The organism is Actinokineospora diospyrosa (genome assembly GCF_024171925.1).
Lineage (GTDB): Bacteria > Actinomycetota > Actinomycetes > Mycobacteriales > Pseudonocardiaceae > Actinokineospora > Actinokineospora diospyrosa.
In genome coordinates, this window is the sequence record NZ_JAMTCO010000010.1 from 1 (window position 1) to 24,052 (window position 24,052).

Annotated in this window: 22 protein-coding genes; 11 read left to right on the plus strand and 11 right to left on the minus strand. The window is 70.1% G+C overall.

Annotation, left to right across the window (positions count from 1 at the left end; translation table 11 throughout):
- Window positions 1-224: 224 nt before the first annotated feature.
- Window positions 225-755: a GNAT family N-acetyltransferase gene (locus tag LV75_RS20300; protein WP_253888546.1), complete on the minus strand. Its 531-nt coding sequence runs from the start codon at window positions 753-755 to the stop codon at window positions 225-227.
- A gap of 70 nt (window positions 756-825) precedes the next feature.
- Here LV75_RS20300 and abmR point away from each other — a divergent pair, with 70 nt between their 5' ends.
- Window positions 826-1,338: an ATP-binding transcription factor AbmR gene (gene abmR, locus LV75_RS20305; protein WP_253888547.1), complete on the plus strand. Its 513-nt coding sequence runs from the start codon at window positions 826-828 to the stop codon at window positions 1,336-1,338.
- Here abmR and LV75_RS20310 read toward each other — a convergent pair whose 3' ends face one another.
- Entirely contained in the window at window positions 1,339-1,641 is a 303-nt protein-coding gene (locus LV75_RS20310) for a hypothetical protein (RefSeq protein ID WP_253888548.1), read from the minus strand.
- Between the two features lie 95 nt (window positions 1,642-1,736).
- Here LV75_RS20310 and LV75_RS20315 point away from each other — a divergent pair, with 95 nt between their 5' ends.
- Together LV75_RS20315 and LV75_RS20320 are read left to right on the plus strand one after the other, a co-directional pair.
- Window positions 1,737-3,077: a 3' terminal RNA ribose 2'-O-methyltransferase Hen1 gene (locus LV75_RS20315; protein WP_253888549.1), complete on the plus strand. Its 1,341-nt coding sequence runs from the start codon at window positions 1,737-1,739 to the stop codon at window positions 3,075-3,077.
- A 2-nt stretch (window positions 3,078-3,079) separates the two neighbouring features.
- On the plus strand, window positions 3,080-5,584 hold the full coding sequence (locus LV75_RS20320; protein ID WP_253888915.1) for a polynucleotide kinase-phosphatase: 2,505 nt from the start codon (window positions 3,080-3,082) through the stop codon (window positions 5,582-5,584).
- On the opposite strand, the gene LV75_RS20325 is transcribed toward LV75_RS20320, so the two are convergent.
- Window positions 5,579-5,839 (minus strand): hypothetical protein, encoded by a 261-nt coding sequence (locus tag LV75_RS20325; protein ID WP_372504208.1) that lies wholly within the window; start codon window positions 5,837-5,839, stop codon window positions 5,579-5,581. The genes LV75_RS20320 and LV75_RS20325 overlap by 6 nt on opposite strands.
- A complete protein-coding gene (gene mca / locus LV75_RS20330) occupies window positions 5,839-6,720 on the minus strand; it encodes a mycothiol conjugate amidase Mca (RefSeq protein WP_253888550.1) in 882 nt (293 codons plus the stop codon). Before mca ends, LV75_RS20325 begins: the two co-directional genes overlap by 1 nt.
- A gap of 127 nt (window positions 6,721-6,847) precedes the next feature.
- Between mca and LV75_RS20335 the strand changes: the two genes are divergently transcribed.
- Both LV75_RS20335 and greA read left to right on the plus strand, forming a co-directional pair.
- A complete protein-coding gene (locus LV75_RS20335; RefSeq protein ID WP_253888551.1) occupies window positions 6,848-7,288 on the plus strand; it encodes a DUF4307 domain-containing protein in 441 nt (146 codons plus the stop codon).
- A gap of 175 nt (window positions 7,289-7,463) precedes the next feature.
- On the plus strand, window positions 7,464-7,958 hold the full coding sequence (gene greA / locus LV75_RS20340) for a transcription elongation factor GreA (protein ID WP_253888917.1): 495 nt from the start codon (window positions 7,464-7,466) through the stop codon (window positions 7,956-7,958).
- 874 nt (window positions 7,959-8,832) lie between these two features.
- On the opposite strand, the gene LV75_RS20345 is transcribed toward greA, so the two are convergent.
- A complete protein-coding gene (locus LV75_RS20345; protein WP_253888552.1) occupies window positions 8,833-10,053 on the minus strand; it encodes an acetyl-CoA C-acetyltransferase in 1,221 nt (406 codons plus the stop codon).
- 102 nt (window positions 10,054-10,155) lie between these two features.
- Window positions 10,156-10,959, minus strand: coding sequence for an SGNH/GDSL hydrolase family protein (locus tag LV75_RS20350; protein WP_253888553.1), 804 nt, complete (start codon window positions 10,957-10,959; stop codon window positions 10,156-10,158).
- A 189-nt stretch (window positions 10,960-11,148) separates the two neighbouring features.
- On the opposite strand from LV75_RS20350, the gene LV75_RS20355 reads away from it, so the two are divergent.
- From LV75_RS20355 to LV75_RS20370, 4 genes are all read left to right on the plus strand, one after another.
- A complete protein-coding gene (locus tag LV75_RS20355) occupies window positions 11,149-12,528 on the plus strand; it encodes a cystathionine beta-synthase (protein WP_253888554.1) in 1,380 nt (459 codons plus the stop codon).
- A 119-nt stretch (window positions 12,529-12,647) separates the two neighbouring features.
- Complete coding sequence (locus tag LV75_RS20360; RefSeq protein WP_253888555.1) at window positions 12,648-13,901, plus strand: hypothetical protein; 1,254 nt, start codon at window positions 12,648-12,650, stop codon at window positions 13,899-13,901.
- Between the two features lie 103 nt (window positions 13,902-14,004).
- Window positions 14,005-14,526, plus strand: coding sequence for a hypothetical protein (locus LV75_RS20365; RefSeq protein WP_253888556.1), 522 nt, complete (start codon window positions 14,005-14,007; stop codon window positions 14,524-14,526).
- Between the two features lie 122 nt (window positions 14,527-14,648).
- Complete coding sequence (locus LV75_RS20370) at window positions 14,649-15,806, plus strand: cystathionine gamma-synthase (protein ID WP_253888557.1); 1,158 nt, start codon at window positions 14,649-14,651, stop codon at window positions 15,804-15,806.
- A 52-nt stretch (window positions 15,807-15,858) separates the two neighbouring features.
- Here the strand turns inward: LV75_RS20370 and LV75_RS20375 are convergent, their stop codons facing one another.
- Both LV75_RS20375 and hppD read right to left on the minus strand, forming a co-directional pair.
- Complete coding sequence (locus tag LV75_RS20375; protein WP_253888559.1) at window positions 15,859-16,110, minus strand: hypothetical protein; 252 nt, start codon at window positions 16,108-16,110, stop codon at window positions 15,859-15,861.
- Window positions 16,111-16,240: 130 nt separating this feature from the next.
- Window positions 16,241-17,443 carry a 4-hydroxyphenylpyruvate dioxygenase gene (gene hppD, locus LV75_RS20380; RefSeq protein ID WP_253888560.1) on the minus strand — a complete coding sequence of 401 codons (1,203 nt, stop codon included), beginning with the start codon at window positions 17,441-17,443 and terminating at the stop codon, window positions 16,241-16,243.
- 158 nt (window positions 17,444-17,601) lie between these two features.
- Between hppD and LV75_RS20385 the strand changes: the two genes are divergently transcribed.
- Window positions 17,602-18,090 carry an Lrp/AsnC family transcriptional regulator gene (locus LV75_RS20385; protein WP_253888561.1) on the plus strand — a complete coding sequence of 163 codons (489 nt, stop codon included), beginning with the start codon at window positions 17,602-17,604 and terminating at the stop codon, window positions 18,088-18,090.
- 458 nt (window positions 18,091-18,548) lie between these two features.
- On the opposite strand, the gene LV75_RS20390 is transcribed toward LV75_RS20385, so the two are convergent.
- The gene (locus tag LV75_RS20390) at window positions 18,549-19,589 is read right to left on the minus strand and encodes a terpene synthase family protein (protein WP_253888563.1); all 1,041 of its coding nucleotides are present in this window, start codon (window positions 19,587-19,589) and stop codon (window positions 18,549-18,551) included.
- A gap of 441 nt (window positions 19,590-20,030) precedes the next feature.
- Here LV75_RS20390 and LV75_RS20395 point away from each other — a divergent pair, with 441 nt between their 5' ends.
- Entirely contained in the window at window positions 20,031-21,038 is a 1,008-nt protein-coding gene (locus LV75_RS20395; RefSeq protein WP_253888565.1) for a polyprenyl synthetase family protein, read from the plus strand.
- 966 nt (window positions 21,039-22,004) lie between these two features.
- Here the strand turns inward: LV75_RS20395 and LV75_RS20400 are convergent.
- Both LV75_RS20400 and LV75_RS20405 read right to left on the minus strand, forming a co-directional pair.
- Window positions 22,005-22,883 carry a coiled-coil domain-containing protein gene (locus LV75_RS20400; protein ID WP_253888567.1) on the minus strand — a complete coding sequence of 293 codons (879 nt, stop codon included), beginning with the start codon at window positions 22,881-22,883 and terminating at the stop codon, window positions 22,005-22,007.
- A gap of 162 nt (window positions 22,884-23,045) precedes the next feature.
- Window positions 23,046-24,005, minus strand: a complete 960-nt coding sequence (locus tag LV75_RS20405) for an ATP-binding protein (RefSeq protein ID WP_253888568.1) — start codon at window positions 24,003-24,005, stop codon at window positions 23,046-23,048.
- Window positions 24,006-24,052: the final 47 nt, after the last annotated feature.

Below are 24,052 nucleotides of genomic sequence, written 5' to 3' on the forward strand. Positions count from 1 at the left end.
GTGCTGGGCTGGCAGGGCCGACGAGAGCGGGCTGGGCTGACACCGGACCTTCCGGTGTCCACGGCTGGGCAGGTGGGTTGGGGCGGACCTGACGGTGGCTGGGCTGGAACTGGGGCGTCGGCCGTTGCTTCCCGAGTGCCCGGTGGGTGGTTAGACAAATGGGGGCCAATACGCGGTCTATAGGAGTCTTTGGCCGGGAATCATCGGGCGCCTACAGAAAGGGCTTAGTCGATGAACTCGCGGGCTAGGAGGCTCATGATGATCGCGTCGTGGAGTTGGCCGTCGCGACGGAAGGATTCTCGGCGGCGGCCTTCTTCTACGAAGCCTAGTTTGCGGTAAAGGTGGCGGGCGGGGTCGTTGTCGGCCACCACTGTTAGCTCTATCGCGGTCAGGCGCATGTCGTTGAAGGCCCAGCGGCAGAGGAGGCGGAGGGCTTCGGTTGCGTAGCCCTTGTTCCAGGTGTCTTTCTCGCCCAGGTAGATGTCGAGGGTCGCTCGGCCGACCTCGGGGGTGGCGTCGCGGAGGACGACGCAGCCGATGAGGCGGGACTCGGCGGTCGTGGTTATGGCGAAGCTGCAGCGCTCGTAGGAGTTGGGCGGGAGGTCGACGAAGCGTTTGCGGAGTTGGGCGAGGGACTCGGGGTAGGAGGTCGTCATCCAGCGCATGGCTTCGGGGTCGTGGTGCCAGCGCCAGAACGCGTCGGCGTCTTCGGGTTCCAGGGCTCGGAGGTGGACCAGGTCACCGGTGAGGGTCATACCGCCAGGGTAGGACGACGGGGAGGTGTAACGTTGTAATCAGGTAATCAAAGGAAGGTGGTCGAGGCGGATGACCAGACATGCTGAGGACGTCGAGGCTTGGTTCTCGGGGCGGCTGCCCGAGGGGTGGTTCACCGGCAAGCCCGAGATCACCGTCGACCGGGAGGAGATCCTGCTGGTCGGCAGCCTGCCCGCGCTCACCGACGACTACCCGGACGAGGCGGCGACGGCCGCCGCGGAGGCGGGGCGGATCGCCCGGTGGCGGGAGGAGACCCGGGAGCGGCGGATTGAGATCGCCCGGCAGGCTGAGCACCGGTACGGGCGCAAGGTCGCCTGGGGCGCGCGCCAAGGCGGCACCGAGGAGCTGTTCACCACGCTGTCCGTGCCGGTCATGACCCGGTTGCGGCAGCCGGAGCGGCGGACGCTCGACACGCTGGTCGACGCCGGGGTGGCCCGGTCGCGGTCGGACGCGCTGGCGTGGGCGGTGCGGTTGGTGGGCAAGCACGCCGAGGAGTGGCTCACGGACCTGCGGTCGGCGATGACCAAGGTCGAGGACCTGCGGACCCAGGGCCCGGACCGGTAGTCAGTCGATCCAGCGGAACCAGGCCTCGTCGCCGTCAACGTGCAGCAGGTACTCGGCGACGGGGCCGTCCGGGGAGTGCAGGGTGAGGGCGCTGGAGATCCTGGCGTAGACGGCATCCCACTCCTCGGCGGAGGAGTCCTCTTGCAGGAGGCGGTGTTCCTCCTCGAACAGCGGGCGGAACTCCTCGAAGGGCGCGAGCGGCACGAGTCGCCCGTACAACCACGGGAAGTCGCCGTCGTCGACCACGATCTCGGCGACGGGTTCCCCGCCGCGCGTCAGCCGCCACACCTCACCGATCCGCACGCGCGGGGACCCTACCAGCAGGCACACCATCCACAGTGGACAGCGCGACCCAAACCGGCGTGCGGCCGGACGCCGGGGTTTGCGACACTCCACGGGTGTTGTTGACGGTCTCGACCACCATGAACCCGGCCACCGACCTGGGATACCTGCTGTTCAAGCACCCAGACCGGGCGCAGTCCTTCACGACCGCGTCCGGTACCGCGCACGTCTTCTACCCGCAAGCGGACGAGGCGGTGTGCACCGCGGCGCTCCTGCTCGAGATCGACCCCGTCGCCCTGGCCAAGAGCCGACCCGGTGGCAGTCATGTCGACGACCGCACCTACGCGTCCGGGTCGCTGCTCGCCGTCGCGCTGGGGTCGGTGTTCCGCACCGCGATGACCGGGCGCTGCGACGCGCGCCCCGAGCTGCCCGGCACCGCGATCCCGTTGTCGGTGCACCTGCCCGCCGTCGCCTGCAACGGTGGCGCCGACCTCGCTGAGCGGCTGTTCGCGCCGCTCGGTTGGCAGGTCGACGCCCGGCCGGTGCCGTTGGACGAGCAGATGCCCGGGTGGGGCGACTCCCGGTACCTGGACCTGCGGCTCACCGGCGCGCAGCGGCTGGCCGACGCCCTGCACCACCTGTATGTCCTGCTGCCGGTGCTCGACGACACCAAGCACTACTGGGTCGGCGAGGACGAGGTCGCGAAGCTGGTCCGGGCGGGTGGCGACTGGCTACCCACGCACCCCGAGCGGGACCTGATCAGCCGCCGCTACCTGGCCCACCAGCGGGGGTACGTGCGCAGCGCGCTGGCGCAACTGGCCGAACTGGACGGCACGCTGGTCGAACCGGAGCCGGTCACGACCCGTCCGCTCGCGGCGGCGCGGGCGGATGCGGTGATCGCGGCGCTGCGCGAGGTCGGTGCGCGGCGGGTGCTCGACCTGGGCTGCGGTGGCGGTGCGCTGCTGGAGCGGTTGGCGGAGGAGTCGGCGTTCACCGAAATCGTCGGCACCGATGTCGCCGCAGGTGCACTGGACGCGGCCGAGCGCCGGTTGTCGCGGCTGCCGGATCGGGTGCGCGAGCGGGTGTCGTTGCGGCACTCGTCGGTCACCTACACCGACCCGGGGCTGGCGGGGTTCGACGCGGCGGTGCTGATGGAGGTCATCGAGCACGTCGACCCGCCTCGGCTGCCCGCTGTGGAGCGGGTTGTGTTCAGCGCGGCCAAGCCCGCGCACGTGATCGTCACGACCCCGAACGTCGAGTACAACCCGTTGCTGGGCTCGGCCAAGACCCGGCACCGCGACCACCGGTTCGAGTGGACCAGGGCGCAGTTCCGGTCCTGGGCCGACGGCGTCGCCGAGCGCACCGGCTACACCGTGCGGTTCGGCCAGGTCGGTCCGGTCGACCCCGATCTCGGCCCGCCGACCCAGCTGGCCGTGTTCTCCAGGAAGGAGGCGTGACCATGGATCTCGCCATCCCGGACATGGCCCTGGTGGTGCTGGTCGGCGCCTCCGGGTCCGGCAAGTCGACCTTCGCGCGCAAGCACTTCGCGCCGACCCAGGTGCTCTCCAGCGACGTCTTCCGCGGCCTGGTCAGCGACGACGAGAACAACCAGGGCGCCTCGGCCGAGGCGTTCGACGCACTGCACTACATCGCGGGCAAGCGCTTGCGCGCCGGGCTGGTGACCGTGGTCGACGCGACCAACACCCAGCGCGGCCCGCGAGCGGACCTGCTGCGGCTGGCAAAGGAACACGACGTGCTCGCCGTGGCGATCGTGCTCGACATGCCGGAGTCGGTTTGTCTGCGGCGCAACGCCGACCGGGCCGACCGCGATTTCGGCGCCCGGGTGGTGCACCGCCACGTCGAGGAGCTGCGCCGGTCGGTGCGGTCGCTGACCAAGGAGGGCTTCCGCCGGGTGCACGTGCTGCGCGGTGAGTCCGAAGTGGACAACGCGCGGATCGTGGTCGAGCCGCTGCGCAACGACCTGCGCGGCGAGACCGGTCCGTTCGACGTGATCGGCGACGTGCACGGCTGCCGCGCGGAACTGGAGGAGCTGCTCGACAAGCTGGGCTACGTGGTCGAACGGGACACCGAGGGGCGGGCGATCGGCGCGGCGCACCCGGCCGGGCGGCGCGCGGTGTTCGTCGGCGACCTCGTGGACCGCGGGCCGGACACGCCCGGCGTGCTGCGGCTGGCGATGGGCATGGTCGAGGCCGGGACCGCGCTGGCGGTGTCGGGCAACCACGAGCACAAGCTGCTGCGGGCGTTGCGCGGCAAGCAGGTCACGGTGCGGCACGGGCTCGCCGAGTCGCTGGAGCAGTTGGGGCGCGCGGAGCCGGGGTTCACCGCGCGCGTGGAACGCTTCTGCGACGGGCTGATCGGGCACTACGTGCTCGACGGCGGCGCGCTCGTGGTCGCGCACGCGGGTCTGCCCGAGCAGTACCACGGGCGGGCGTCGGGCCGGGTGCGCTCGTTCGCGCTGTACGGGGACACGACCGGGGAGACCGACGAGTACGGGCTGCCGGTGCGCTACCCGTGGGCGCGCGACTACCGCGGTCGCGCGGTGGTCCTGTATGGACACACCCCGGTGCCGGAGGCGGAGTGGGTCAACTCGACCATGTGCCTGGACACCGGGTGCGTGTTCGGCGGGAAGCTCACCGCGATGCGCTACCCGGAGCGGGAACTGGTCTCCGTCGCGGCGCACGAGGTGTGGTACGAGCCGGTGCGGCCGTTGGCGGCGCCGGTCGACGAGCGGGAGCCGACGGCGCTGGCGCTGGACGACGTGCTGGGCCGTCGGGTCGTGCAGACCTGGGCGCAGGACGCGGTGACGGTGCGCGGGGAGCAGTCGGCCGCGGCACTGGAGGTGATGAGCCGGTTCGCGGTGGACCCGCGCTGGCTGGTGTACCTGCCGCCGACGATGGCGCCCGCGGACACGCACCGCGAGGGCGAGTACCTGGAGCACCCGAGGGAGGCGTTCGCCGGGTACGGGGCGCTACCGGTGCTGTGCGAGGAGAAGCACATGGGCTCGCGCGCGGTCGTACTGGTGACCCGATCCGAATCGGTTGCCCCACGGCGCTTCGCGATCGAAGGCGATGGTGCCGTGTACACGCGCACCGGCCGCCCGTTCTTCGATGAGAAGACCACGTCCGTCCTCTTGAGACGCGTTCGGGCCGCGGTCCCGTGGGACGAGCTGGACACCGACTGGGTGCTGCTCGACGCGGAGTTGCTGCCGTGGAACGCGAAGGCGATGGAGCTGATCACCGACCAGTTCGCCGCCGTCGCCGCCTCGGCCCACGCGGCGCTCCCGGCCGCCCTCTCGTCGCTGCGCGCGGCGGCGGAGCGCGGTGTCGGCGTGGCGGACCTGTTGTCCCGCGTGGAAACCCGGCTCACCAACGCGGGTTCCTTCCGCGAGGTCTATCGGCGCTACTGCTGGCCGACGTCCGGTGTGGACGGTGTGCGGCTGGCGCCGTTCCAGCTGCTGGCGACCGAGGGCCGGACCTACCACGACCGCGAGCACGCCTGGCACCTGGAGGTCGCCGACCGCCTGCACGCGGCCGACCCGGAGCTGTTCACCCGCACCCGGCGGCTGGCGGTCGACCCGACCGACGCCGGGTCGGTGGCCGAGGGCGTGGCCTGGTGGGAGTCGCTGACCGCGGCGGGCGGCGAGGGCATGGTGGTCAAACCGGCGGCGAACTTCGTCCGCACCGGCCGCAAGCTCACCCTGCCCGGCCTCAAGGTCCGCGGCCGCGACTACCTGCGGGTGGTCTACGGCCCGGACTACACCACCACCCTGGACCGCCTGCGCGACCGCAAGCTCGGCACCAAGCGCTCCCTGGCCCTGCGCGAGTACGCGCTCGGCCTGGAGGCACTGGACCGGCTGACCAGGGCGGAGCCGCTGTGGCGGGTGCACGAGGCCGTGTTCGCGGTCCTCGCGCTGGAGTCGGAGCCGATCGACCCCCGGCTATGAACCGGCGGGTTTGGCCGGGGGCTCCTCGGCGGTGGGCAATCCAGCAGCGGGCTCGTCGAAGGACTCTGGAAGCCGCTTGAGGTGCTTTGTCATCGAGCGGACCAGAAAGGCCACCGCGACGAAGAACAGCACCAGGATCAGGAAGCCGAGGGGGGAGGACTTGCCGAAGTCCTCCCCCTGCCCGCCGGGGTCGGCTGGCTTGGGCGGCTGGGTCTGGACCTGGGCCGTGGTGATCGGGAACTCCGGACCGGGGATCACAGCGAGACCTTCTCCTGGATGCCGGAGAAGAGGTCGTCCTCGGGCAGGGTGCTGTCGACCAGCGAGCGGACCAGCTCGTACTCCTCGTACGGCCACACCGAGCGCTGCAGGTCCAGCGGCACCGCGAACCAGCGGCTGTTGGGGTCGATCTGGGTCGCGTGCGCCAGCAGCGCGGCGTCGCGGACCTCGAAGTAGTCGGCGCACTCGACGCGGGTGGTGATCCGGTGGGTGATGTCGCCGCGGTCGGTGGGCCAGTTCTCCAGCCACTCGCCGTACGGGGACTCCAGGCCGCGCTCGAGCAGGGCCTCGTGCACGGCCACCAGCCGGGCCCGGCTGAAGCCGTGCGAGTAGTACAGCTTCAGCGGCTGCCAGGGCTCACCCGCCTCGGCGTGCAGCTCGGGGTCGCCCGCGGCGTCGAACGCGGCGACGGAGACCTCGTGGCAGCGGATGTGGTCGGGGTGCGGGTAGCCGCCGTTCTCGTCGTAGGTGATGACGACGTGCGGGCGGAACTCGCGGATCGCGGCGACCAGCGGCGGCACCGACTCCTCCAGCGGCACCAGCGCGAAGCAGCCCTCGGGCAGCGGCGGCTTGGGGTCGCCCTCGGGCAGGCCGGAGTCGACGAACCCGAGCCAGCGGTGCTCGACGCCCAGGATCTCGGCGGCCCTGGCCATCTCCGCGCGCCGCACGCCGGGGATGTCGGCGGTGATCTCGGGCCGGTCCATCGCCGGGTTGAGGATGTCCCCGCGCTCCCCGCCGGTGCAGGTGACGACCATGACCTCGTGGCCGCGGGCGACGTACTTGGCCATCGTCGCCGCGCCCTTGCTGGACTCGTCGTCGGGGTGGGCGTGCACCGTCATCAACCGCAGCTTCTCGGACATGGTCCTCCTCGGCCCCTCCTGGTTTGTGGTCCCGCGCACGGCGGATACTCAACCCGAACTGCGCAACGCGCCGGACCGGGACCATTGTTCCCGCCGGTTGGACTGCCCGTGCGAGGAGGCCCCGCTTATGACCGTCGACGGTCGCACACCGCCAGAGGGCCGCTACGGCGCGCGCAAGGCCCCCCGGTCGCGGCGGACGGCGGTCGTGTTGGTCACTCTTGGCCTTGCCGTGGGGATCGCGGTGGCTTACGTCGGATATCGCAACCTGGGTTCGGCGCCTATAGAGGCGGAGCGGTCCGCCTTTAATACGGAGCCCGGCAACCGGATGCGAATGACGTTCGAGGTGACCAGAGCCACCCCGGAACGCGCTGCGGTGTGCGTGGTGCGGGTGCGCGGGATCGACGGCGCGGAAGGTGGCCGCAAAGAGGTCTACGTGCCGCCGGGCGGTTCGTCTGTCAGGATGACGACGGTGGTCGCGAGCAGCACGGAACCGGTCACAGCGGACGTTTTCGGCTGCTCGTACCAGGTGCCCGCTTACCTGTCCACAACCCAGCCGCCAACGGGGTGAACTACGCCCAGAATTGGGGCGAAGCGGACAAATCCGGCGTTATAGCACGTGTGTTCGTGGTACGCTCGTAGACCTGCACGGCCCCTAGGAGGGCCGTGTTTTTTCCATTCCGGGTGCGCCACGAGGCCCGGACTGCCGGCCTGTGACCACGGGCCCGGAGTACGACGAGGAGTTGGTGACCGTGAGCGACACCCAGGTGACCTGGTTGACCCAGGAGGCCTACAACCGGCTCAAGCACGAGCTCGACGAGCTGATTGAGAACCGCCCGGTCATCGCGCAGAAGATCAACACCAGCCGCGAGGAGGGTGACCTCAAGGAGAACGGCGGTTACCACGCGGCCCGCGAGGAGCAGGGGCAGCAGGAGGCCCGGATCCGGCACCTGCAGGAGCTGCTGCGCGGCGCCAAGGTCGGCGAGGCCCCGGCCAACGACGGTATCGCCGAGCCCGGCATGGTGCTGACCGTCCGCTACGACGGTGAGGACGACGAAGAGGTGTTCCTGCTGGCCACCCGCGAAGAGGGCGGAGAGGGCGAGCTGGAGGTCTACTCCCCCGAGTCCCCCCTCGGCCGCGCACTGCTGGGCGCCAAGGAGGGCGAGACCCGCGAGTACGAGCTGCCCAACGGCAAGACGCAGAAGGTCACCCTCACCAAGGCCGTTCCTTACGGCGGCTGATCCCGCGCACGACGCTCACGGCCATCCCCGCGTGCCGGCGGGGGTGGCCGTTTGGCGTTTCCGGGGGTTTGGTCGCGCGGTCTGCTCGTGGATGGCCGCGGCGCTGCCGTGCTGCCATTCACAAGATCGGGTTGAGCTGAGCAGCCCCCGCTTGCCGACGGAACGGGCGCGCTGAAGGCCAGCCTGTGGACAACTCGGCGGGCAGGTCTCTTGACGGCCGCTTCCGCGAGCGGCGGCGGCCCGGCGTTTCGTGAGCGCTTGCGTTCGGGCGCGAGATCAAACCGCAATGAGCAGCCCCCAATACACAGCCTACCGGCGAGGGCGGACGGAACGGGCGGTCCGAGGAGCGGCCTGTGGACAACTCGGCGGATAGGCAGACGCCGCTCCCGTGCGAGGAGCGGAGTTCGGCGTTTTGTGGGTGCTTGAGGTCCGCAGGCGAGATCGAACTGGGCTGAGCAGCCCGATGTACGGCCTAGCGGCGGGGCGGGCGGTTCAAGATCGAACTGCAGCGAGCAGCCCCCAGTACACAGCTTACCGAGGAGAGGCGACAGAACGAGGGGCTTGACGGGTGGGCTGTGGACAACTCGGCGAAACAAGGCGACCGCCGCTCCTGTGTGAGGAGCGGCGGTCGAGGTTCGCGGGCGGTTCAAGATCAAATGTGGTGAGCAGCCCCCGATATACAGCTTACCGAGCGGGGCGGACGGGATGGGGGCTCGGCGGGGTGGGCTGTGGATAACTCGGCGGGAAGTGGGGCGGGCAGGGAGTGCCCGGTTGTCCACAACGCCAGTGGTTGTCCACGGTCGGGCTCGCGGGCTCGAGGCCAGGCTGCCGAACCTGGGAGGATCGATTCGGGGGCTGCTCAAGGCGATCTTGGTCAGCTGAGCCGCTCCAGGACCATGGCCATGCCCTGGCCGCCGCCGACGCACATGGTTTCCAGGCCGAACTGCTTGTCGTGCCACTGCAGGGAATTGATCAGGGTGGTGGCGATGCGGGCGCCGGTCATGCCGAAGGGGTGGCCGACGGCGATGGCGCCGCCGTTGACGTTGAGCCGGTCCTCGTCGACGCCGAGTTCGCGGGCGGAGGGGATGACCTGGGCGGCGAAGGCCTCGTTGATCTCGACCAGGTCGATGTCGGCGATGGACAGCCCCGCCCCGGCCAGTGCCCGCCGGGACGCCTCGACCGGGCCGAGGCCCATGATCTCCGGGGACAGGCCGGAGACGCCGGTGGACACGATGCGGGCCAGCGGGGTCAGGCCGAGCTCGGCGGCCTTGCGGTCGGACATGATCACCAGGGCCGCCGCGCCGTCGTTGAGCGGGCAGCAGTTGCCCGCGGTGACCCGGCCGTCGGGGCGGAAGACCGGCTGCAGGGTCGCGGTCTTCTCGTAGGTCACACCAGCGCGCGGGCCGTCGTCGGTGTCGACCACGCGGCCGTCGGGCAGGGTGACCGGGGTGATCTCGCGGGCCCAGAAGCCCGCCTCGATCGCCGCCTCGGCGCGGTTCTGCGAGCGGACGCCGAAGTGGTCCATCTCCTCGCGGGTGATGCCCTTGGCCAGCGCCAGGTTCTCCGCGGTCTGGCCCATCGCGATGTAGGCGTTGGGGACGCGGCCGTCGGCGCGCGGGTCGTGCCACTCCCCCGCCCCGGCCGCGGCGACCTCGGCGGTGCGCGCCTCGGCCTCGGCGAAGATCGGGTTGTGCGTGTCCGGCCAGGAGTCGGAACTGCCCTTGGCGAAGCGCGAGACCGCCTCGACGCCAGCGGAGATGAAGACCTCGCCCTCGCCAGCCTTGATCGCGTGCAGCGCCATCCGGGTGGTCTGCAGCGAGGAGGCGCAGTAGCGGGTCACCGTGCAGCCGGGCAGGAAGTCGTAGCCGAGCAGGACCGAGACGATGCGGCCCATGTTGTTGCCCTGCTCGCCGCCGGGCAGGCCGCAGCCGAGCATGAGGTCGTCGATCTCGGTGGGGTCGAGCGCGGGCACCCGGTCGAGGGCGGCGCGGACCATCTGCGCGGTCAGGTCGTCCGGGCGGATGTCGACCAGTGACCCCTTGCCCGCGCGCCCGATCGGCGACCGGACGGCGGAGACGATGACTGCCTCGGGCATGGCGGGTACTCCTTCGCGGTGGACACCAACTCGACACCGCTGAGGCTACGCCGAACTACCCGCCGGTAACCCACCCGTGGAGCCACGCTGCTCAGCCGGGTGTCACCGCACTGTGGCACATCCGGCGGGCCGCGCACTCCCCCACAGACCTGCCGCTGCGCAGAGTGGGGCGAGGATCACCCCCGCGGCCAGCGCGTAGCCCGCGCCGTTGGGGTGGAACCGGTCGGTGCTGAACAGCTCGTCCGGCCGGGTGGCGAAGTGCCGCGACAGCAGCGTCAGCGGGACGACCGCGGCACCGCTGCCCACCAGGGCGCGCGCCTGCGCCCGGCCGAGCGCCAGGCTCCAGCGCTGCGCGAGGGAGCGCAGCGGCTGCGGGATGGGCCGGACCGAGCCCAGGTCGGGGCAGGTGCCGACGACGACCGAGGTGCCCGCCGCGACCAGCCGCCGGACCTGCTCGGCGAGGAGTTCGGCGCACTCGGCGACCCCGCGCCGGGCGGTGACGTCGTTGCCGCCGACCATGACCAGCGCGACGCGGGGCGGGGCTATCAAAGCGCGGTCGACTTGGCGGCCGAGGTCGGAGCTGCGGGAGCCGCTGATGGCGTAGGTCGTCAACTGGACCGGCAGGCCTGCCTCCTCGGCGAGGCCGCGCGCGAGCTGCACGCCCGGGAGCCAGTCCGGGGCCTCGGCACCTAGTCCTGCCGCGCTCGAATCACCGAAGACTCCGAAGGTGAGGCCGCCGGATGCCGCGATAGGCCCGGTGCCATCGGGCAGGTAGGTCCCGTCAGCGTTGAACGGCAGGTCGCGGGGAGCCCCGATGATGCTGCGGGCCTGCCGGGATTGTGACTGTAAGAGGGTGTAGGCAGCGCCGGACAGGCCGCCCACGGAGCCAACGGCGACCGCGGCCACTCGAAGTCCTCGTATCCACAACATCGCCTGCCCCCCTTCGACCAAAGGTGACTGTCCTAGACCTATCGCCACCTCGGACCTCCTCTTTACCAAACGCGCCGAATACTTCGCCCGGACTTGCCCCCGGCTACGCTCCAGGTGCAGGTCAACGACGCGACCCCTACACGCGACCCCACGAAGGAGCCCTCGGTGGAGTACGTCGAGCACATCATCGATCTCGTCGGTGACACGCCTCTGGTGAAGCTGAACTCCCTGGCCGAAGGCTTGGCACCGACGGTCTTGGCCAAGGTCGAGTACTTCAACCCGGGCGGCAGCGTCAAAGACCGGATCGCGCTGCGCATGGTGGAGGCGGCTGAGGCGTCCGGCGAGTTGCGGCCGGGCGGCACGATCGTCGAGCCGACCTCGGGCAACACCGGCGTCGGCCTTGCCTTGGTGGCCCAGCGCAAGGGCTACAAGTGCGTCTTCGTCTGCCCGGACAAGGTCAGCGAAGACAAGCGCAACGTTCTTAAGGCTTACGGCGCCGAGGTAGTCGTATGCCCGACCGCTGTGGCACCGGAGCACCCGGACTCTTACTACAACGTCTCCGATCGACTCGTGCGCGAGATCGAGGGGGCGTGGAAGCCGAACCAGTACTCCAACCCCGAGAACCCGGAGAGCCACTACCGCTCGACCGGGCCGGAGTTGTGGCGGCAGACCGAGGGCAAGATCACGCACTTCGTCGCGGGCGTCGGCACCGGCGGCACGATCTCGGGCACCGGCCGGTACCTCAAGGAGATCTCGAACGGCAAAGTTCAGGTCATCGGCGCCGACCCGGAAGGCTCTGTTTACTCGGGTGGCACCGGAAGGCCCTATTTGGTCGAGGGTGTCGGCGAGGACTTCTGGCCGGATGCCTACGACCGCACTGTCGCTGACGAGATCATCGCGGTGACCGACGCTGAGTCCTTTGAGATCACCCGCAGGTTGGCTCGCGAAGAGGGCCTGTTGGTCGGCGGCTCGTGCGGCATGGCAGCGGCAGCAGCGCTCCGGTTGGCTAAGAGGCTCGGACCGGACGACGTTGTCGTAGTGCTCCTGCCGGACGGCGGTCGCGGCTACCTGTCGAAGGTCTTCAACGACTCGTGGATGGCCCAGTACGGGTTCCTCCCGCCTGAGCACTCCGGCGCCACGGTCGGGGATGTGCTGCGGCGTAAGAGCGCGTCGGGGAACACCATCCCGGACTTCGTGCACGCCCACCCGACCGAGACCGTCGCGGACGCCGTGGCCATCTTGCGCGAGTTCGGCGTGAGCCAGATGCCGGTCGTCAACGCTGAGCCGCCCGTCATGGCCGCCGAGGTCGTAGGCGCGGTCAACGAGCGCGACCTGCTCGACGCCCTGTTCACCGGCAAGGCCGCCTTGGCCGACCGGCTCGACCACCACATGTCCGGCCCTCTGCCCACGATCGGCGCTGGTGAGCAGGTGTCCGCGGCCATGAAGGCGCTGACCGACGCCGACGGGGCACTCGTTCTTGTTGACGGCAAGCCCGCGGGGGTAGTTACTAGGCAAGATCTCCTGGGCTTCCTGGCAGGCAGGTAGCGCCATATGGTCACCCAGCGAGGCACGAACTACACCCAGATAGCGCATCAGATAGCGTTACCCGCAGTGTTATCCGCGTTGCTAGCTGACACACCAGGTCAAAAGGGGTGGGAAACCCAATGAGTGCTCCCCAACCGCCGAACCAGCCATGGCAGGGCGGTCAGCCCCAGCAGTGGCCTGGTCAACCCGGCCAGGACCAGCCATATGGCCAGCAGCCGGGTGGTTACCCGGCCCAGCAGCCGCACTACGCGCCGCCGCCCGGTGACAACACCGGCGCCGACGGCGTGGAACGGACCCAGGCCATCCGCCCCGGTCAGAACCCCCCGGGAACCGAGGACGACGGCGTCGACCGCACCCAGGTGGTGCGGCCCGGTCAGGGTGACGCCACCCAGATGGTGCCGCCGGGCTCGGTCCCGCAGTCCCCGCCGTACACCCCGCCGCCCAGCGCGGCGGACACCGCCTCGCCCCCTGGCGGGTTCGGTCAGCCCTACGGCCAGCAGCAGCAGTACGGCCAGCCCGGTGGTTACGGTCAGCAACAGCAGCCCGGCTACGGCCAGCAGCCCGGCGGTTACCCGCAGCAGGGTGGTTTCGCGCAGCAGCCCGGCCTCGGCGGTCCGCCGCGCGCGGCCGGGCAGCCCGCCAACACCGGCATGATCGCGCTGATCGTGCTCGGCGTCGTCGCGCTGCTCGGCCTGATCACGCTGATCATGGCGATCTCGCTCGTCTCCGACATCTCGTCGGTCAGCAGCGCGTGCTCGGACCTCAAGGGCAGCGCCTTCGCGGTCGACCTGGCGTGCCCGACCGGCGTCAACGTGGTGTTCTCGCTGCTGCAACTGGTGGGCGCGGGCGCGGCCATCGCGGGCGCGGTACTGCTGGCGCTGAAGAAGAACCTCAACATCGCCCACCTGCTCGTCGCGGGCGGCGGCGGTGGCGTGCTGCTCGGTTCGCTGCTCAACGGCATCACCTTCACCTTCGGCGGCAGCATCACCACGTCGTTCGTGTTCGGTCTGATCATCGCGGGTGCCGGTGCGCTGGCGTTCTTCCCGCAGACCAAGGACTACCTGCTGGGCAGCTCGCCGCTCAGCTCGCTCAGCGGCGGCGGTGGCCCCGGCGGTCCCGGCGCGCCGGGCGGGTTCGGCCAGCCGCAGCAGCCCGGTTTCGGGCAGCCGCAGCAGCCGCAGCAGCCCCAGCAGGGCTACGGCCAGCCTTACGGCCAGCAGCAGCCGCCGCAGGGGTACGGCCAGCCGCCGCAGACCCCGCCGCCCGGCTTCCCGCCGCCGCAGCAGGGTTACGGGCAGCAGCCCCCGCCGCCCCAGCAGGGTGGTTACGGGCAGCAGCCCCCCGGCCAGCAGCCGCCGCAGCAGTGGAGCTAGTGGCGCCACCGGTTGAACTGACGAAGTGATTGATGGGCCCCGGCAACCCGCCGGGGCCCATCCGCGTCTCAGGGGTCGTTACCGCAGACGCGAGGGGGAGCAGATGAACTACCAAGCCCAGTACCCGCAGCAGCAAGGGTTCTACCCGTCTTACCAGCAGTCGGCACCGGGTAGCCCCGGGACGGCCGTGTTCGCCGGACTGTCCTCTTTGGCCGTCGCGGCGGGCATCGGCGGCGCCTCCGCGTACTTCATCGCCGAGTTCCCCGGCTACGACAACGTTTTCGACCTCCCGGCCGGGATGCAGTCGATCCTGATCGGCAGGCTCGCCGTGGCGGCGTTAGCGCTTATCGGCGCGGTGATGTTGTTCGCGCGGCGCCGGGCGGGGGCGCCGGTTGTCGCTATCAGCGCGATCCTCGGTGCGGCGTCGCTGCCGCTGGAGCCCGTGGTTTCGGAGATGCTGAACGGCATCGGCCTCTCCGTCGGCGACTACTTCCAGGCGCTCATCGCGTTCGACAACGCCTACTCGGTCCTGCTCGGAGTTGGCGCTGTCGCAGGCCTCTTGGCCTTCCTGTTCGCCGTCGTACCGTCGACTAGCCGGTGGCTTCGGGGCTCGCGCCATTACTAGGCTTAGGCGAATCGGACCACGATGTTCACACTTACCGGGGTCCCTCGATCAGTGAAATATTCCTCATAGTGGGATTGCTCCCACGTGGTGGGCAACCGGGGTGATCCCCGTAGCCTGGGAGCATGGCTGATGAGACTGCGCGCTGGGGGTTCGAGACCCGCGCGATCCATGCTGGGCAGGAACCCGACCCGCACACCGGTGCGGTGATCGTGCCCATCTACGCCACCTCGACCTTCGTCCAAGACGGTGTTGGCAGCCTGCGCGAGGGCGGGTACGAGTACTCGCGCAGCGCCAACCCGACCCGGACCGCGCTGGAGCAGGCGCTCGCCGCGCTCGAGGGCGGCAAGCACGGCCTGGCCTTCGCCTCCGGCCTGGCCGCCTCCGACGTCGCGCTGCGGGCCCTCACCCGGCCGGGCGACCACGTGGTCCTCGGCAACGACGCCTACGGCGGCACGTTCCGCCTGCTGGACAAGGTGTTGACCCAGTGGGGCGTCGAGTACACCTCGGTCGACCTGTCCGACGTGACCGCCACCCGGGCCGCGGTGCGCCCGAACACCAAGGTCATCTGGTCGGAGACGCCGACCAACCCGCTGCTCGGGGTCGCCGACATCGCCGCGCTGGCCGCCGTCGCCGCCGAGGCGGGCGCCCGGCTGATCATCGACAACACCTTCGCCACCCCGTACCTGCAGTCGCCGCTCGGCCTGGGCGCCGACGTGGTGCTGCACTCGACGACCAAGTACCTCGGCGGTCACTCCGACGTCGTGGGCGGCGCGCTCATCACCTCCGACGAGGAACTGCGCGAGAAGTTCGCGTTCCTGCGCAACGCCGCGGGCGCGGTCCCCGGCCCGTTCGACGCCTGGCTGGTGCTGCGCGGGGCCAAGACCCTGGCGCTGCGGATGGAGCGGCACAGCGACAACGCCGAGCGCATCGTGGAGACGCTGGTCAGCCACCCCAAGGTGACCCGGGTCTACTACCCGGGCCTGGCCGAGCACCCCGGGCACGAGGTCGCCGCGAAGCAGATGCGGCGCTTCGGCGGGATGGTGTCGTTCTCCGTGGCGGGCGGCGAGGAGGCCGCGCTGGCGGTCGCGGCCCGCACCCGGCTGTTCCTGCTGGCGGAATCGCTCGGCGGCATCGAGTCGCTGATCGAGCACCCGGGGAAGATGACGCACGCGAGCACCACGGGATCGCCGCTGCAGATCGCCGGGGACATCCTGCGGCTCTCGGTGGGAATCGAGGACGGCACCGATTTGGTCAACGACCTGCTGAAGGCGCTGGACTAGAGGATCGGGCAACGAGCTGGCGGGGCCTCGGAAACGGGGCCCCGCTCCTATTTCACGGGCTGATCTGGTGGAAGCGCTCCACGGCCCGGCCCGCGTCGGTCTCCGACGTCGGTGTGCTGGGCGCCGCGGGCAGGTCAGCGGGGTCGACGCAGCCGCCGACCAGTTCCAGGCCCTGGGGTCGTTGGACGAACTCACCGGCGCTCGCACAGCCCGCGTTGCTCACCGTGAACACGGCGACGCCCGCCAGGACCAGAGCAGCAGCGGCAGCGCCAGCCAGTGGCATTGTCCTGCGTGCGGTGGCCATGGTTCTCCCCGAGGTGAATACGCCCTGGGGCGAGCGTACCCGCACTCCCCCTGGCGCACCTGAGTAGTAGCTGAGTGTGGCCCCCGTCCGAACACCGGACGGGGGCCACAACGAGGTCAGCGTGGTGTTCTTACAGGTTGCCCCGGCGGTCCTGCTCGCGCTCGATGGCCTCGAACAGGGCCTTGAAGTTGCCCTTGCCGAAGCCGAGCGAACCGTGCCGCTCGATCATCTCGTAGAACACGGTCGGGCGGTCGCCGGTGGGCTTGGTGAAGATCTGCAGCAGGTAGCCGTCCTCGTCCCGGTCGACCAGGATGGCGTGCTCCTTGAGCTGCTCGATCGGCACGCGGACGTTGCCGATGCGCTCGCGCAGCTCCGGGTCCTCGTAGTAGGAGTCCGGCACGTCGAGGAACTCGACACCGGCGGCGCGCATGGCGGTCACGGTGGCGATGATGTCGTTGGTGGCCAGCGCGATGTGCTGGCAGCCGGGGCCGCCGTAGAACTCCAGGTACTCGTCGATCTGCGACTTCTTCTTCGCGATCGCGGGCTCGTTGAGCGGGAACTTGACCCGGTGGTTGCCGTTGGCGACGACCTTGCTCATCAGCGCCGAGTACTCGGTGGCGATGTCGTCGCCGACGAACTCCGCCATGTTCACGAAGCCCATGACGCGGTTGTACCACTCGACCCAGTAGTCCATCTTGCCGAGCTCGACGTTGCCGACGCAGTGGTCGACGGCCTGGAAGATGCGCTTGGGGGCACCCTCGGGCTTGGTGTAGGCGCCCGCCTTCTCGACGTAACCGGGCAGGTAGACGCCGTTGTAGCGGGAGCGGTCGACCAGGGTGTGCCTGGTCTTGCCGTAGGTGGCGATGGCGCCGACGCGGATGGTGCCGTGCTCGTCGGTGACGTCGTGCGCCTCCTCGAGCACGATCGCGCCCTGGGCGCGGGCGTGCGCCAGGCACTTGTCCACGTCGGTGACCTCGAGGGCCAGGTCGACGACGCCGTCGCCGTGCGCGCGCTGGTGGTCGAGCAGCGGGCTCTTGGGGTCGACGCCGCCCTTGATGACGAAGCGCGCGGAGCCGGACTTGAGCACGAAGGCCTTGTGGTCGCGGTTGCCGGTCTCCGGTCCGGAGTAGGCGACCTGCGTCATGCCGAACGCGGCCTGGTAGAACAGCGCGGTCTGGGTGGCGTTGCCGACGACGAACACGACGGCGTCCATGGCCCGGACCGGGAACGGGTCCTTGCTCTCGTCGTACTCGACGAGACCGACGAGCTGGCGGAGCTGGTCGAAGCTCACCTCGTCCATGCCCTGGTCACCGCGGTTCAGCGTGCCCGTCATGGCATTCCTCCTGCGTTCGCGTCCTGTTGGCACGAGCATGGGCAGACCAGGCATCCTGCGCAACAGTTGTGACGATCACTGGGCAGTATGTATAGGGTATTACCCATCGTGTTCGACAATTCAGACACTCTGCGCACCCGTGACGAGGGGAAGGGCCGATGAGCGAGACCACCGAGGGCGGGCCGGGGATCGACGACCTGGACGCCCGACTGCTGCTGCTGCTCACCGACGAGCCGCGGCTGGGCGTGCTGGAGTGCTCGCGCAGGCTGGGCGTGGCCAGGGGCACGGTGCAGGCCCGGATGGACCGGCTGGAGCGGCGCGGGGTGCTGACCGGCTTCCCACCCGCGGTCGACCTGGCCGCGATGGGCTACGGCCTGACCGCGTTCGCCGTGCTGGAGATCGCGCAGGGCAAGCGCGGGGAGGTCGCCCAGCGGCTGCACGCGATCCCCGAGGTGTGCGAGGTCCACGCGACGACCGGCGAGGGCGACCTGCTGGTGCGGATGGTCGCGCAGAACAACGCCGACCTGCAGCGGGTGATCGACCGCGTGGTCAACGTCGAGTGGGTCCGGCGAACATCGACGTCGATCGCCTTGTCGACACCGATCCCGACCCGGGTCCGGCCGCTGTTGGAGCGGGCGGTGCGCTAGTCGAGGCGGGATTTGGTTGGTGGAGCCGCGTTTCGCCTGCGTTGGACAAGATCAAACCGGGTTGAGCAGCCCCCGATATACAGCTTACCGGGGAGAGCCGCCTGAACGCGGCGAGTGAACGTGGGGCTGTGGACAACTCGTGCTGGTTGGGCGACGGCTGGGGCTGGGCGCCAGCGGTTGGGCGCCGTCCGCTGCTGAGGCGCGGGCGACTGAAGGCCGTTCGCGGCGGGGAGCGGTGGCGGGTGGAGGTCGTTGTGGCCGGGGCGGGATTTGCTTGGTGGAGGGGTGTTGTGCCGCGATGAGCAAGATCAAATCGGGTTGAGCAGCCCCCGATATACAGCTTACCGGGGAGAGTCGGTTGAACGCGGCGAGTGAGGGTGGGGGCTGTGGACAACTCGGGGTGGCTGGGGCGAGGGGGTAGAGCTGGTGGGCTGGACACCAGCGGTGGTTGGGGAGGGTCAGCGGCTGGGGTTGGGGAGGGGGTGGTGGACCGTGCCGAGGCGGTGGAGGGTGCGTTGTTCGGCGGTCGGGTTGCCCGCGAGGTCGTCGGCGACGGTGTGGTTGTCGCCGTGGTAGCGGCTGCTCTCGCGGGCGTGCCGGAGGTTGCCGGTGATCATGTGACCGACCTCGACGAGGAAGCGGGCCAGGTCGTCGCGGTGGCGCAGGGGGCCGTTGGCGACCTTCGCGCGGGTGGCGATGAAGCGCTGCTCGGTGGCCACCGCGCGGGCGGCGATCGCGTCGAGCGCCTCCTGCAGCGGCACCCCTTGTCCTAAGAGGACCCACACCGCGTTGCTGGTCTCACCCTCTTCTAGTTCCTTGGCGAACGAGTAAAGGTCGTTGACGAGGATCCAGTGGTCGATGGCGAGCGTGCAGGCGCGGCGCACCAACGGGTCCTCGGTGGCGATCCCGTCGAGGTCGATGCCCAGCGCCCACTCCGCGACGGTGAGGATCCAGAACCCGTAGGCGTTCACCCGGCGGGTGGAGCCGAGGTAGGCGTCGAGGTCGGTGAGGTCCTCGACGGTGTTCTCGTTGGCGTTGTTGCGGACCACCGCCCGACCCGCCTCGACCATCCGCCGCCCCACCGAATCACCGGTGGGCAGCAGCATGGCGTGCACCTCGCGCACGAGTCCGACCAGCGGGGGCGCACCGCCACCGGCGGCTTCGAGCGCGGCGCACAACTGGTCGGCGAGCCGGGCGCGGTCGAGCGGGTCGCGCAGCCACGGCGCGGAGAAGGCGTCGTCGACCAGGGCGGCGGTGTTCATCCACAGCTGCTGGGCGAAGAACCGGTCCGGCCGGGTGTGCGGCAGGCAGAGCGCGCCCCAGCGGTGCAGGTCCTGCCGGAGGTAGCGGTGGGTGATCGGACTGTCCTGTTCGGACTCGCCGAAGTAGGCCGCCAGGTGGGGGCGCAGCCACCCGAGGACCCGCGGCGCGGTGGCCGCGTAGTCGGGGTGCAGCGCGAGCGGGCAGTGGGTCGGCAGTGCGGGCAGCTGATAGGTCATTCCATAACGAAGACTGCCGCCTGCATGGGGAGAATTTTTCAAACCAACTCCTCCATTTTATAGTTCAAGTGTAAACGCGGTGGATTGTTTCGCTCCATCTCGCTCATGCTGATGCCGCAGCGGTTCACCTGTGCGGACGCACGCGCGTCACCGTGTGCGGCCGCCGGTTGGGCCACTCCGGTGATCTTGGCCGGGGAACCGGGTCGACGTCGAACCGGTAAGTGACCGCTGCTTCCTTAGCCTGCCCTTCGGCGGACCCACGCCACCCGAGTGTGAACCGCTTTCACCTGCGCGGCGGCGGGCTCCCTACGGTGTGCGGCAACTGTTTGGGCCATTCGGGGCATATCAGCCCGGAGATCACCCGAAAAGATCACTGGAGGCCGTGCAGCTGCACGGGATCATTCAGGTACGCGATCGGACGTCGACGGGGAAGCGCGAGCCATGAGCCCGGGTGTCGAGCAGGTGCTGGCCGAGAGCCGGGTGGCCGCGCTGCCTGCGCTGCGTGCGGCCGTGGAGTCGATGCCGTACGCCTTGAGGCGAATAGCGTGCTACCACTTTGGCTGGCTGGACGCCTTCGGCAGCCCCATCCAGGCGGGCAGCGGCAAGATGGTCCGCTCCGCGCTGACCCTGCTCTCCGCCCGCGCCGTCGGCGGCGACCCCGCCACCGCGGTCCCCGCGGCCGTGGCGGTGGAGCTGGTGCACAACTTCTCCCTGCTCCACGACGACATCATGGACGGCGACCGAACCCGCAGGCACCGGGGCTCGGCCTGGTCGGTGTTCGGCGTCCTAGCCGCACTGCTGGCTGGCGATGCCTTGTGGGCCTTGGCTTTGCGCGTCCTCGCCGGCGCACCCCACGCCGACCGCTCCCTCCCCATCCTCACCGAAGCCCTGTGGTGGCTGATGGACGGCCAAAGCGCCGACGCCGACTTCCCCCACCGCACCGAAGTCACCGTCGCCGAGTGCGAGGCGATGGCCGCCGGGAAGACCGGGTCGATCATGGGGTGCGCGTGCGCGCTGGGCGCGTTGCTCGGTGGCGGGAGCGCGCGCCAGATCGCGGCGCTGCGCGAGATGGGGGAACAACTGGGACTGGCCTTCCAACTCGTGGATGACCTACTGGGAATCTGGGGCGATCCCGAGGCGATGGGGAAACCGGGCGGGGATCTGGTGAACCGCAAGAAGTCCTTGCCGGTGGTGGCCGCGTTGAACTCCGGAACGCCTGCGGGGAACGAGTTGGCGGCGTTCTATCGCGCTGAGCGCGAATTGACGGAGCTGGAACAGGTGCGGGCGGCGGAGCTGATCCAGTCGGCGGGCGGCCGGGATTGGGCGCAGACGGAGGCGGAGCGGAGGTTGGCCCGGGCGGTGGTGTTGCTCGCGCACGCGGACCCACAACCGGTGGCGGCGGAGGCGTTGTCGTTGTTGGCGGCGCATTTGACGCATCGGGATCGTTGATGGTGTTCGTTGGCTGCTTGGGTGTCCGCAGGGTGGTTGTCCACAAGCTGGTTGTCCACAGGGTGGTCGTCCACGGGGTGGTCGTCCACGGGGTGGTCGTCCACAACGGGTTTGGTTTTCCACAAGGTGTTTGGTTGTCCACAGGGCGTGGTCGTCGCTGCTGATGTGTCGGTTCTTGGCGGTAGGCTGTGTATCGGGGGCTCTTGCGGTAGATGATCTTGCGGGGCTGGTTGTTGTTTGTCCACAACGGTTCTGGTTGTCCACAGGGCGTTGGTTGCTGGCCCCGGTTTGTCGGTGCTGCGCGGTAGGCTGTGTATTTGGGGGCTTTCGATCAGGTTGATCTTGGCGTAGGCCGGGGTTGGGAGTGCGGGGCAAGGGATTCGGGCCTCCGCCTTCGGCTCCGGTGGACGGCCTCGTCGCCTGGCGGCGAGCTCGGCGCCCGATCCGCGACAATGCGAAAAGCTCGATGGGGCGAACTTGTTTTGCGCGGGGCCCCTACAACACCCGACGCAGAACCGCAAAGCAGGGGCCGAAAAGCATGGCCCTGTCCGCTACCGACGCTACGGGTGTCGTCCCCCCACGCAAAACAAGTCCGCCCCATCGAGCCGGCCTGGCACCAGCGACTCCGACTGTCCACGCGCTGAGCAGGCGGGCTGAGGCGGACCTGACGGGGGGCGAGTTGGCACCGCAGGGTCCGAGTGTCCAGGGGCTGGCACTGTGGGACGGGGCGGACCTGACGGCAGCCGAGCTGGCACCTCGGCTTCCGAATGTCCGGTGGCTGGCAAGGTGGGTCGGGGCGGACCTGGCGGAGGGCGGGCTGGCACCGCTAGGTCCGAGGATCCAGGCTGGCACTGTGGGTTGGGGTGGCACCGCGAGTTGGGGCGCCGCTGGGTCCGAGGGGCCACGGGCTGGGTGGGTGCCGGGGCTGTACGGCGGGCAGGGGCGAAGAACGGGCGGCCGAGGGAACTACGGCTGGGGGGCTTTCTGGGGGATGGGGAGGTTCTTGGCGGTCGGGGCCTCGGTGTTGAGGTGGTCGAGTTCGACCTCGGCCTCGATCGGCTCCAGCAACTGGGCGCTCTGGTTCAGCAGGTCCGAGGTACCGCGCAGGCGACCGGCTAGTTGCTCGCGTAGGGCGGTCAACTGCTCCACCTGGCTGGTGGCCGTGGCGATTCGCTTGGCGGCTTCGTCGGTGGCTTCGGTTATGCGGCGGGTGGCTTCGGCCTCGGAGGTGGCTTGGCGGGTGGCCACCTCGGTGTCCAGGTCGGCTCGGCGGGTTGTTTGGGTCTGCTGGAACTGCTGTTCCTGGCGCTGGCGGTCGCGCTCGGCCTGGTCGTCGGTGGCGCGTTGGCGGGCTGTGGCGGCCGTGGTCATGTCTTCGGCCTTGGCCTTGGCCTCGGCCATGAGCTGGACGTGGGCCTCGTGCAGTTCGGCGTGGCGCTTCTCGACGTCGGCGAAGAGGGTGCGGTAGCGGTCGCGCAGCTCGGTCGAGGCGGCCTCGGCGGCGGCCCACGCCGTGTCGGCGGCGGTTTGGGCGCGGGTGGTGATCTCCGCGGCCTGGGCCTCGGCAGTGGCGATCGTGCGGGCGGCGCGTTCGGGGGCGTTGGGGGCCGACGAGGCCGCGGCGGCGTTGCCGATCTTGTCCAGGCGCTCGGTGAGGGCGGCGATCTCGCGGCGCGCCAGCTGCAGCTGGCCCTCCAGCTCCTCGGCGCGCGCCCTGGCCTCGTCCCGCTGCGCGGTCGTGCCCGCGTGCTCCTCGACGAGCCGGTCGACGTAACGGCGGACCTGGGTCCGGTCGTACCCGTGCCGCGCCACGCTGAAGTCGGGGTGATCCTGCTGGGGGCCCATGCGCACGACCGTACCCGGGCGGGTACGAACGGCGACATGAAGGCCGCTCGGACAGGTGACACGTCACTCCGCGGTGGGTGTAGCAGCGGTGGGCGCAACAGCCCCGGGATGCCGCGGAGCGGACACCTGCCTGCCGGGAGCCGTTGACCCACCCCGGCGGTATCACCCGGCCAGCGACACCGGACCCGCCACGAACCCCGGGTCGACCTGCTCGGCCAGGTCGCGACCCGCCCGGCCGTTCGCCCACGCGGAAGCGTTGCGCAGGTGGAACTGCACGGTCTGCCGGTGGAACTTCGCCCAGTCCTTCTCGACCGTGTCGACCAGGGCGCGCATCGAGCGCAGCGCGTCGCGGTTGTCCGGCTCCAGCGCCCCGATCGGGCGGATCTCGCCGCGCTCGGCGGCGCGGACGTGGTCGGAGCGGCCGATCCAGGTGAGCAGGTCGGCGCCGACGTGCTGGCGCAGGAAGGCGACGTCGTCGCCGTCGATGACCTTGTTGCCGACCACGGCGACGCGGACGTCGAAGTCGCGGGCGTACTCCAGGTACTGGCGGTACACCCCGACGCTGCGCAGCGTGGGCTCGCACACCAGGAAGGTGACGTCGAACCGGGTGAACAGGCCGGAGGCGAACGAGTCCGCGCCCGCGGTCATGTCGACCACCGCGTACTCACCCGCCCCGTCCACCATGTGGTTGAGCAGCAGCTCGACCGCGCCGACCTTGGAGTGGTAGCAGGACACGCCGAGGTCGGACTCGGCGAACGGGCCGGTCGCGGCCAGCCGCACGCCGTCGACCTCGCGGACGAACCGGTCGTAGAGCGGGTTGTCGTCGGCGATCCCGACCAGCCGGGAGCCCCGACCCGGTGGGGTCGTCTTGATCATGTCGGCCGCCGAGAGCACGCGGGGGTTGTCCCCGCGCAGGTGGTCCTTGATGGCGGTCAGGTGTTCGCCCAGGGTGGGCTGGTGGTGGTCCTCCGGCGCGCCGAGCGCGGCTGCGAGGTGCTGGTTGATGTCGGCGTCGACGCCCAGCAGCGGGGGCGCCGGGGTCTCGGCGGCGAGGTGGCGCAGGAACAGCGACGCCAGCGTCGTCTTGCCGCTGCCGCCCTTGCCTACGAAGGCGATCTTCACGTGGGTCTCCGGTGGTGGGTGGATCCTGACCCACTACTGGTATCGGT

Excerpts from the sequence above, each read along its gene's own strand:
- LV75_RS20300 (WP_253888546.1), bottom strand. The coding sequence starts at position 755 with ATGACCCTCACCGGTGACCTGGTCCACCTCCGAGCCCTGGAACCCGAA.
- abmR (WP_253888547.1), top strand. The coding sequence starts at position 826 with ATGACCAGACATGCTGAGGACGTCGAGGCTTGGTTCTCGGGGCGGCTG.
- LV75_RS20320 (WP_253888915.1), top strand. The coding sequence starts at position 3,080 with ATGGATCTCGCCATCCCGGACATGGCCCTGGTGGTGCTGGTCGGCGCC.
- mca (WP_253888550.1), bottom strand. The coding sequence starts at position 6,720 with ATGTCCGAGAAGCTGCGGTTGATGACGGTGCACGCCCACCCCGACGAC.
- LV75_RS20335 (WP_253888551.1), top strand. The coding sequence starts at position 6,848 with ATGACCGTCGACGGTCGCACACCGCCAGAGGGCCGCTACGGCGCGCGC.
- LV75_RS20345 (WP_253888552.1), bottom strand. The coding sequence starts at position 10,053 with ATGCCCGAGGCAGTCATCGTCTCCGCCGTCCGGTCGCCGATCGGGCGC.
- LV75_RS20360 (WP_253888555.1), top strand. The coding sequence starts at position 12,648 with ATGAGTGCTCCCCAACCGCCGAACCAGCCATGGCAGGGCGGTCAGCCC.
- LV75_RS20365 (WP_253888556.1), top strand. The coding sequence starts at position 14,005 with ATGAACTACCAAGCCCAGTACCCGCAGCAGCAAGGGTTCTACCCGTCT.
- LV75_RS20370 (WP_253888557.1), top strand. The coding sequence starts at position 14,649 with ATGGCTGATGAGACTGCGCGCTGGGGGTTCGAGACCCGCGCGATCCAT.
- LV75_RS20375 (WP_253888559.1), bottom strand. The coding sequence starts at position 16,110 with ATGGCCACCGCACGCAGGACAATGCCACTGGCTGGCGCTGCCGCTGCT.
- hppD (WP_253888560.1), bottom strand. The coding sequence starts at position 17,443 with ATGACGGGCACGCTGAACCGCGGTGACCAGGGCATGGACGAGGTGAGC.
- LV75_RS20385 (WP_253888561.1), top strand. The coding sequence starts at position 17,602 with ATGAGCGAGACCACCGAGGGCGGGCCGGGGATCGACGACCTGGACGCC.
- LV75_RS20390 (WP_253888563.1), bottom strand. The coding sequence starts at position 19,589 with ATGACCTATCAGCTGCCCGCACTGCCGACCCACTGCCCGCTCGCGCTG.
- LV75_RS20395 (WP_253888565.1), top strand. The coding sequence starts at position 20,031 with ATGAGCCCGGGTGTCGAGCAGGTGCTGGCCGAGAGCCGGGTGGCCGCG.
- LV75_RS20400 (WP_253888567.1), bottom strand. The coding sequence starts at position 22,883 with ATGGGCCCCCAGCAGGATCACCCCGACTTCAGCGTGGCGCGGCACGGG.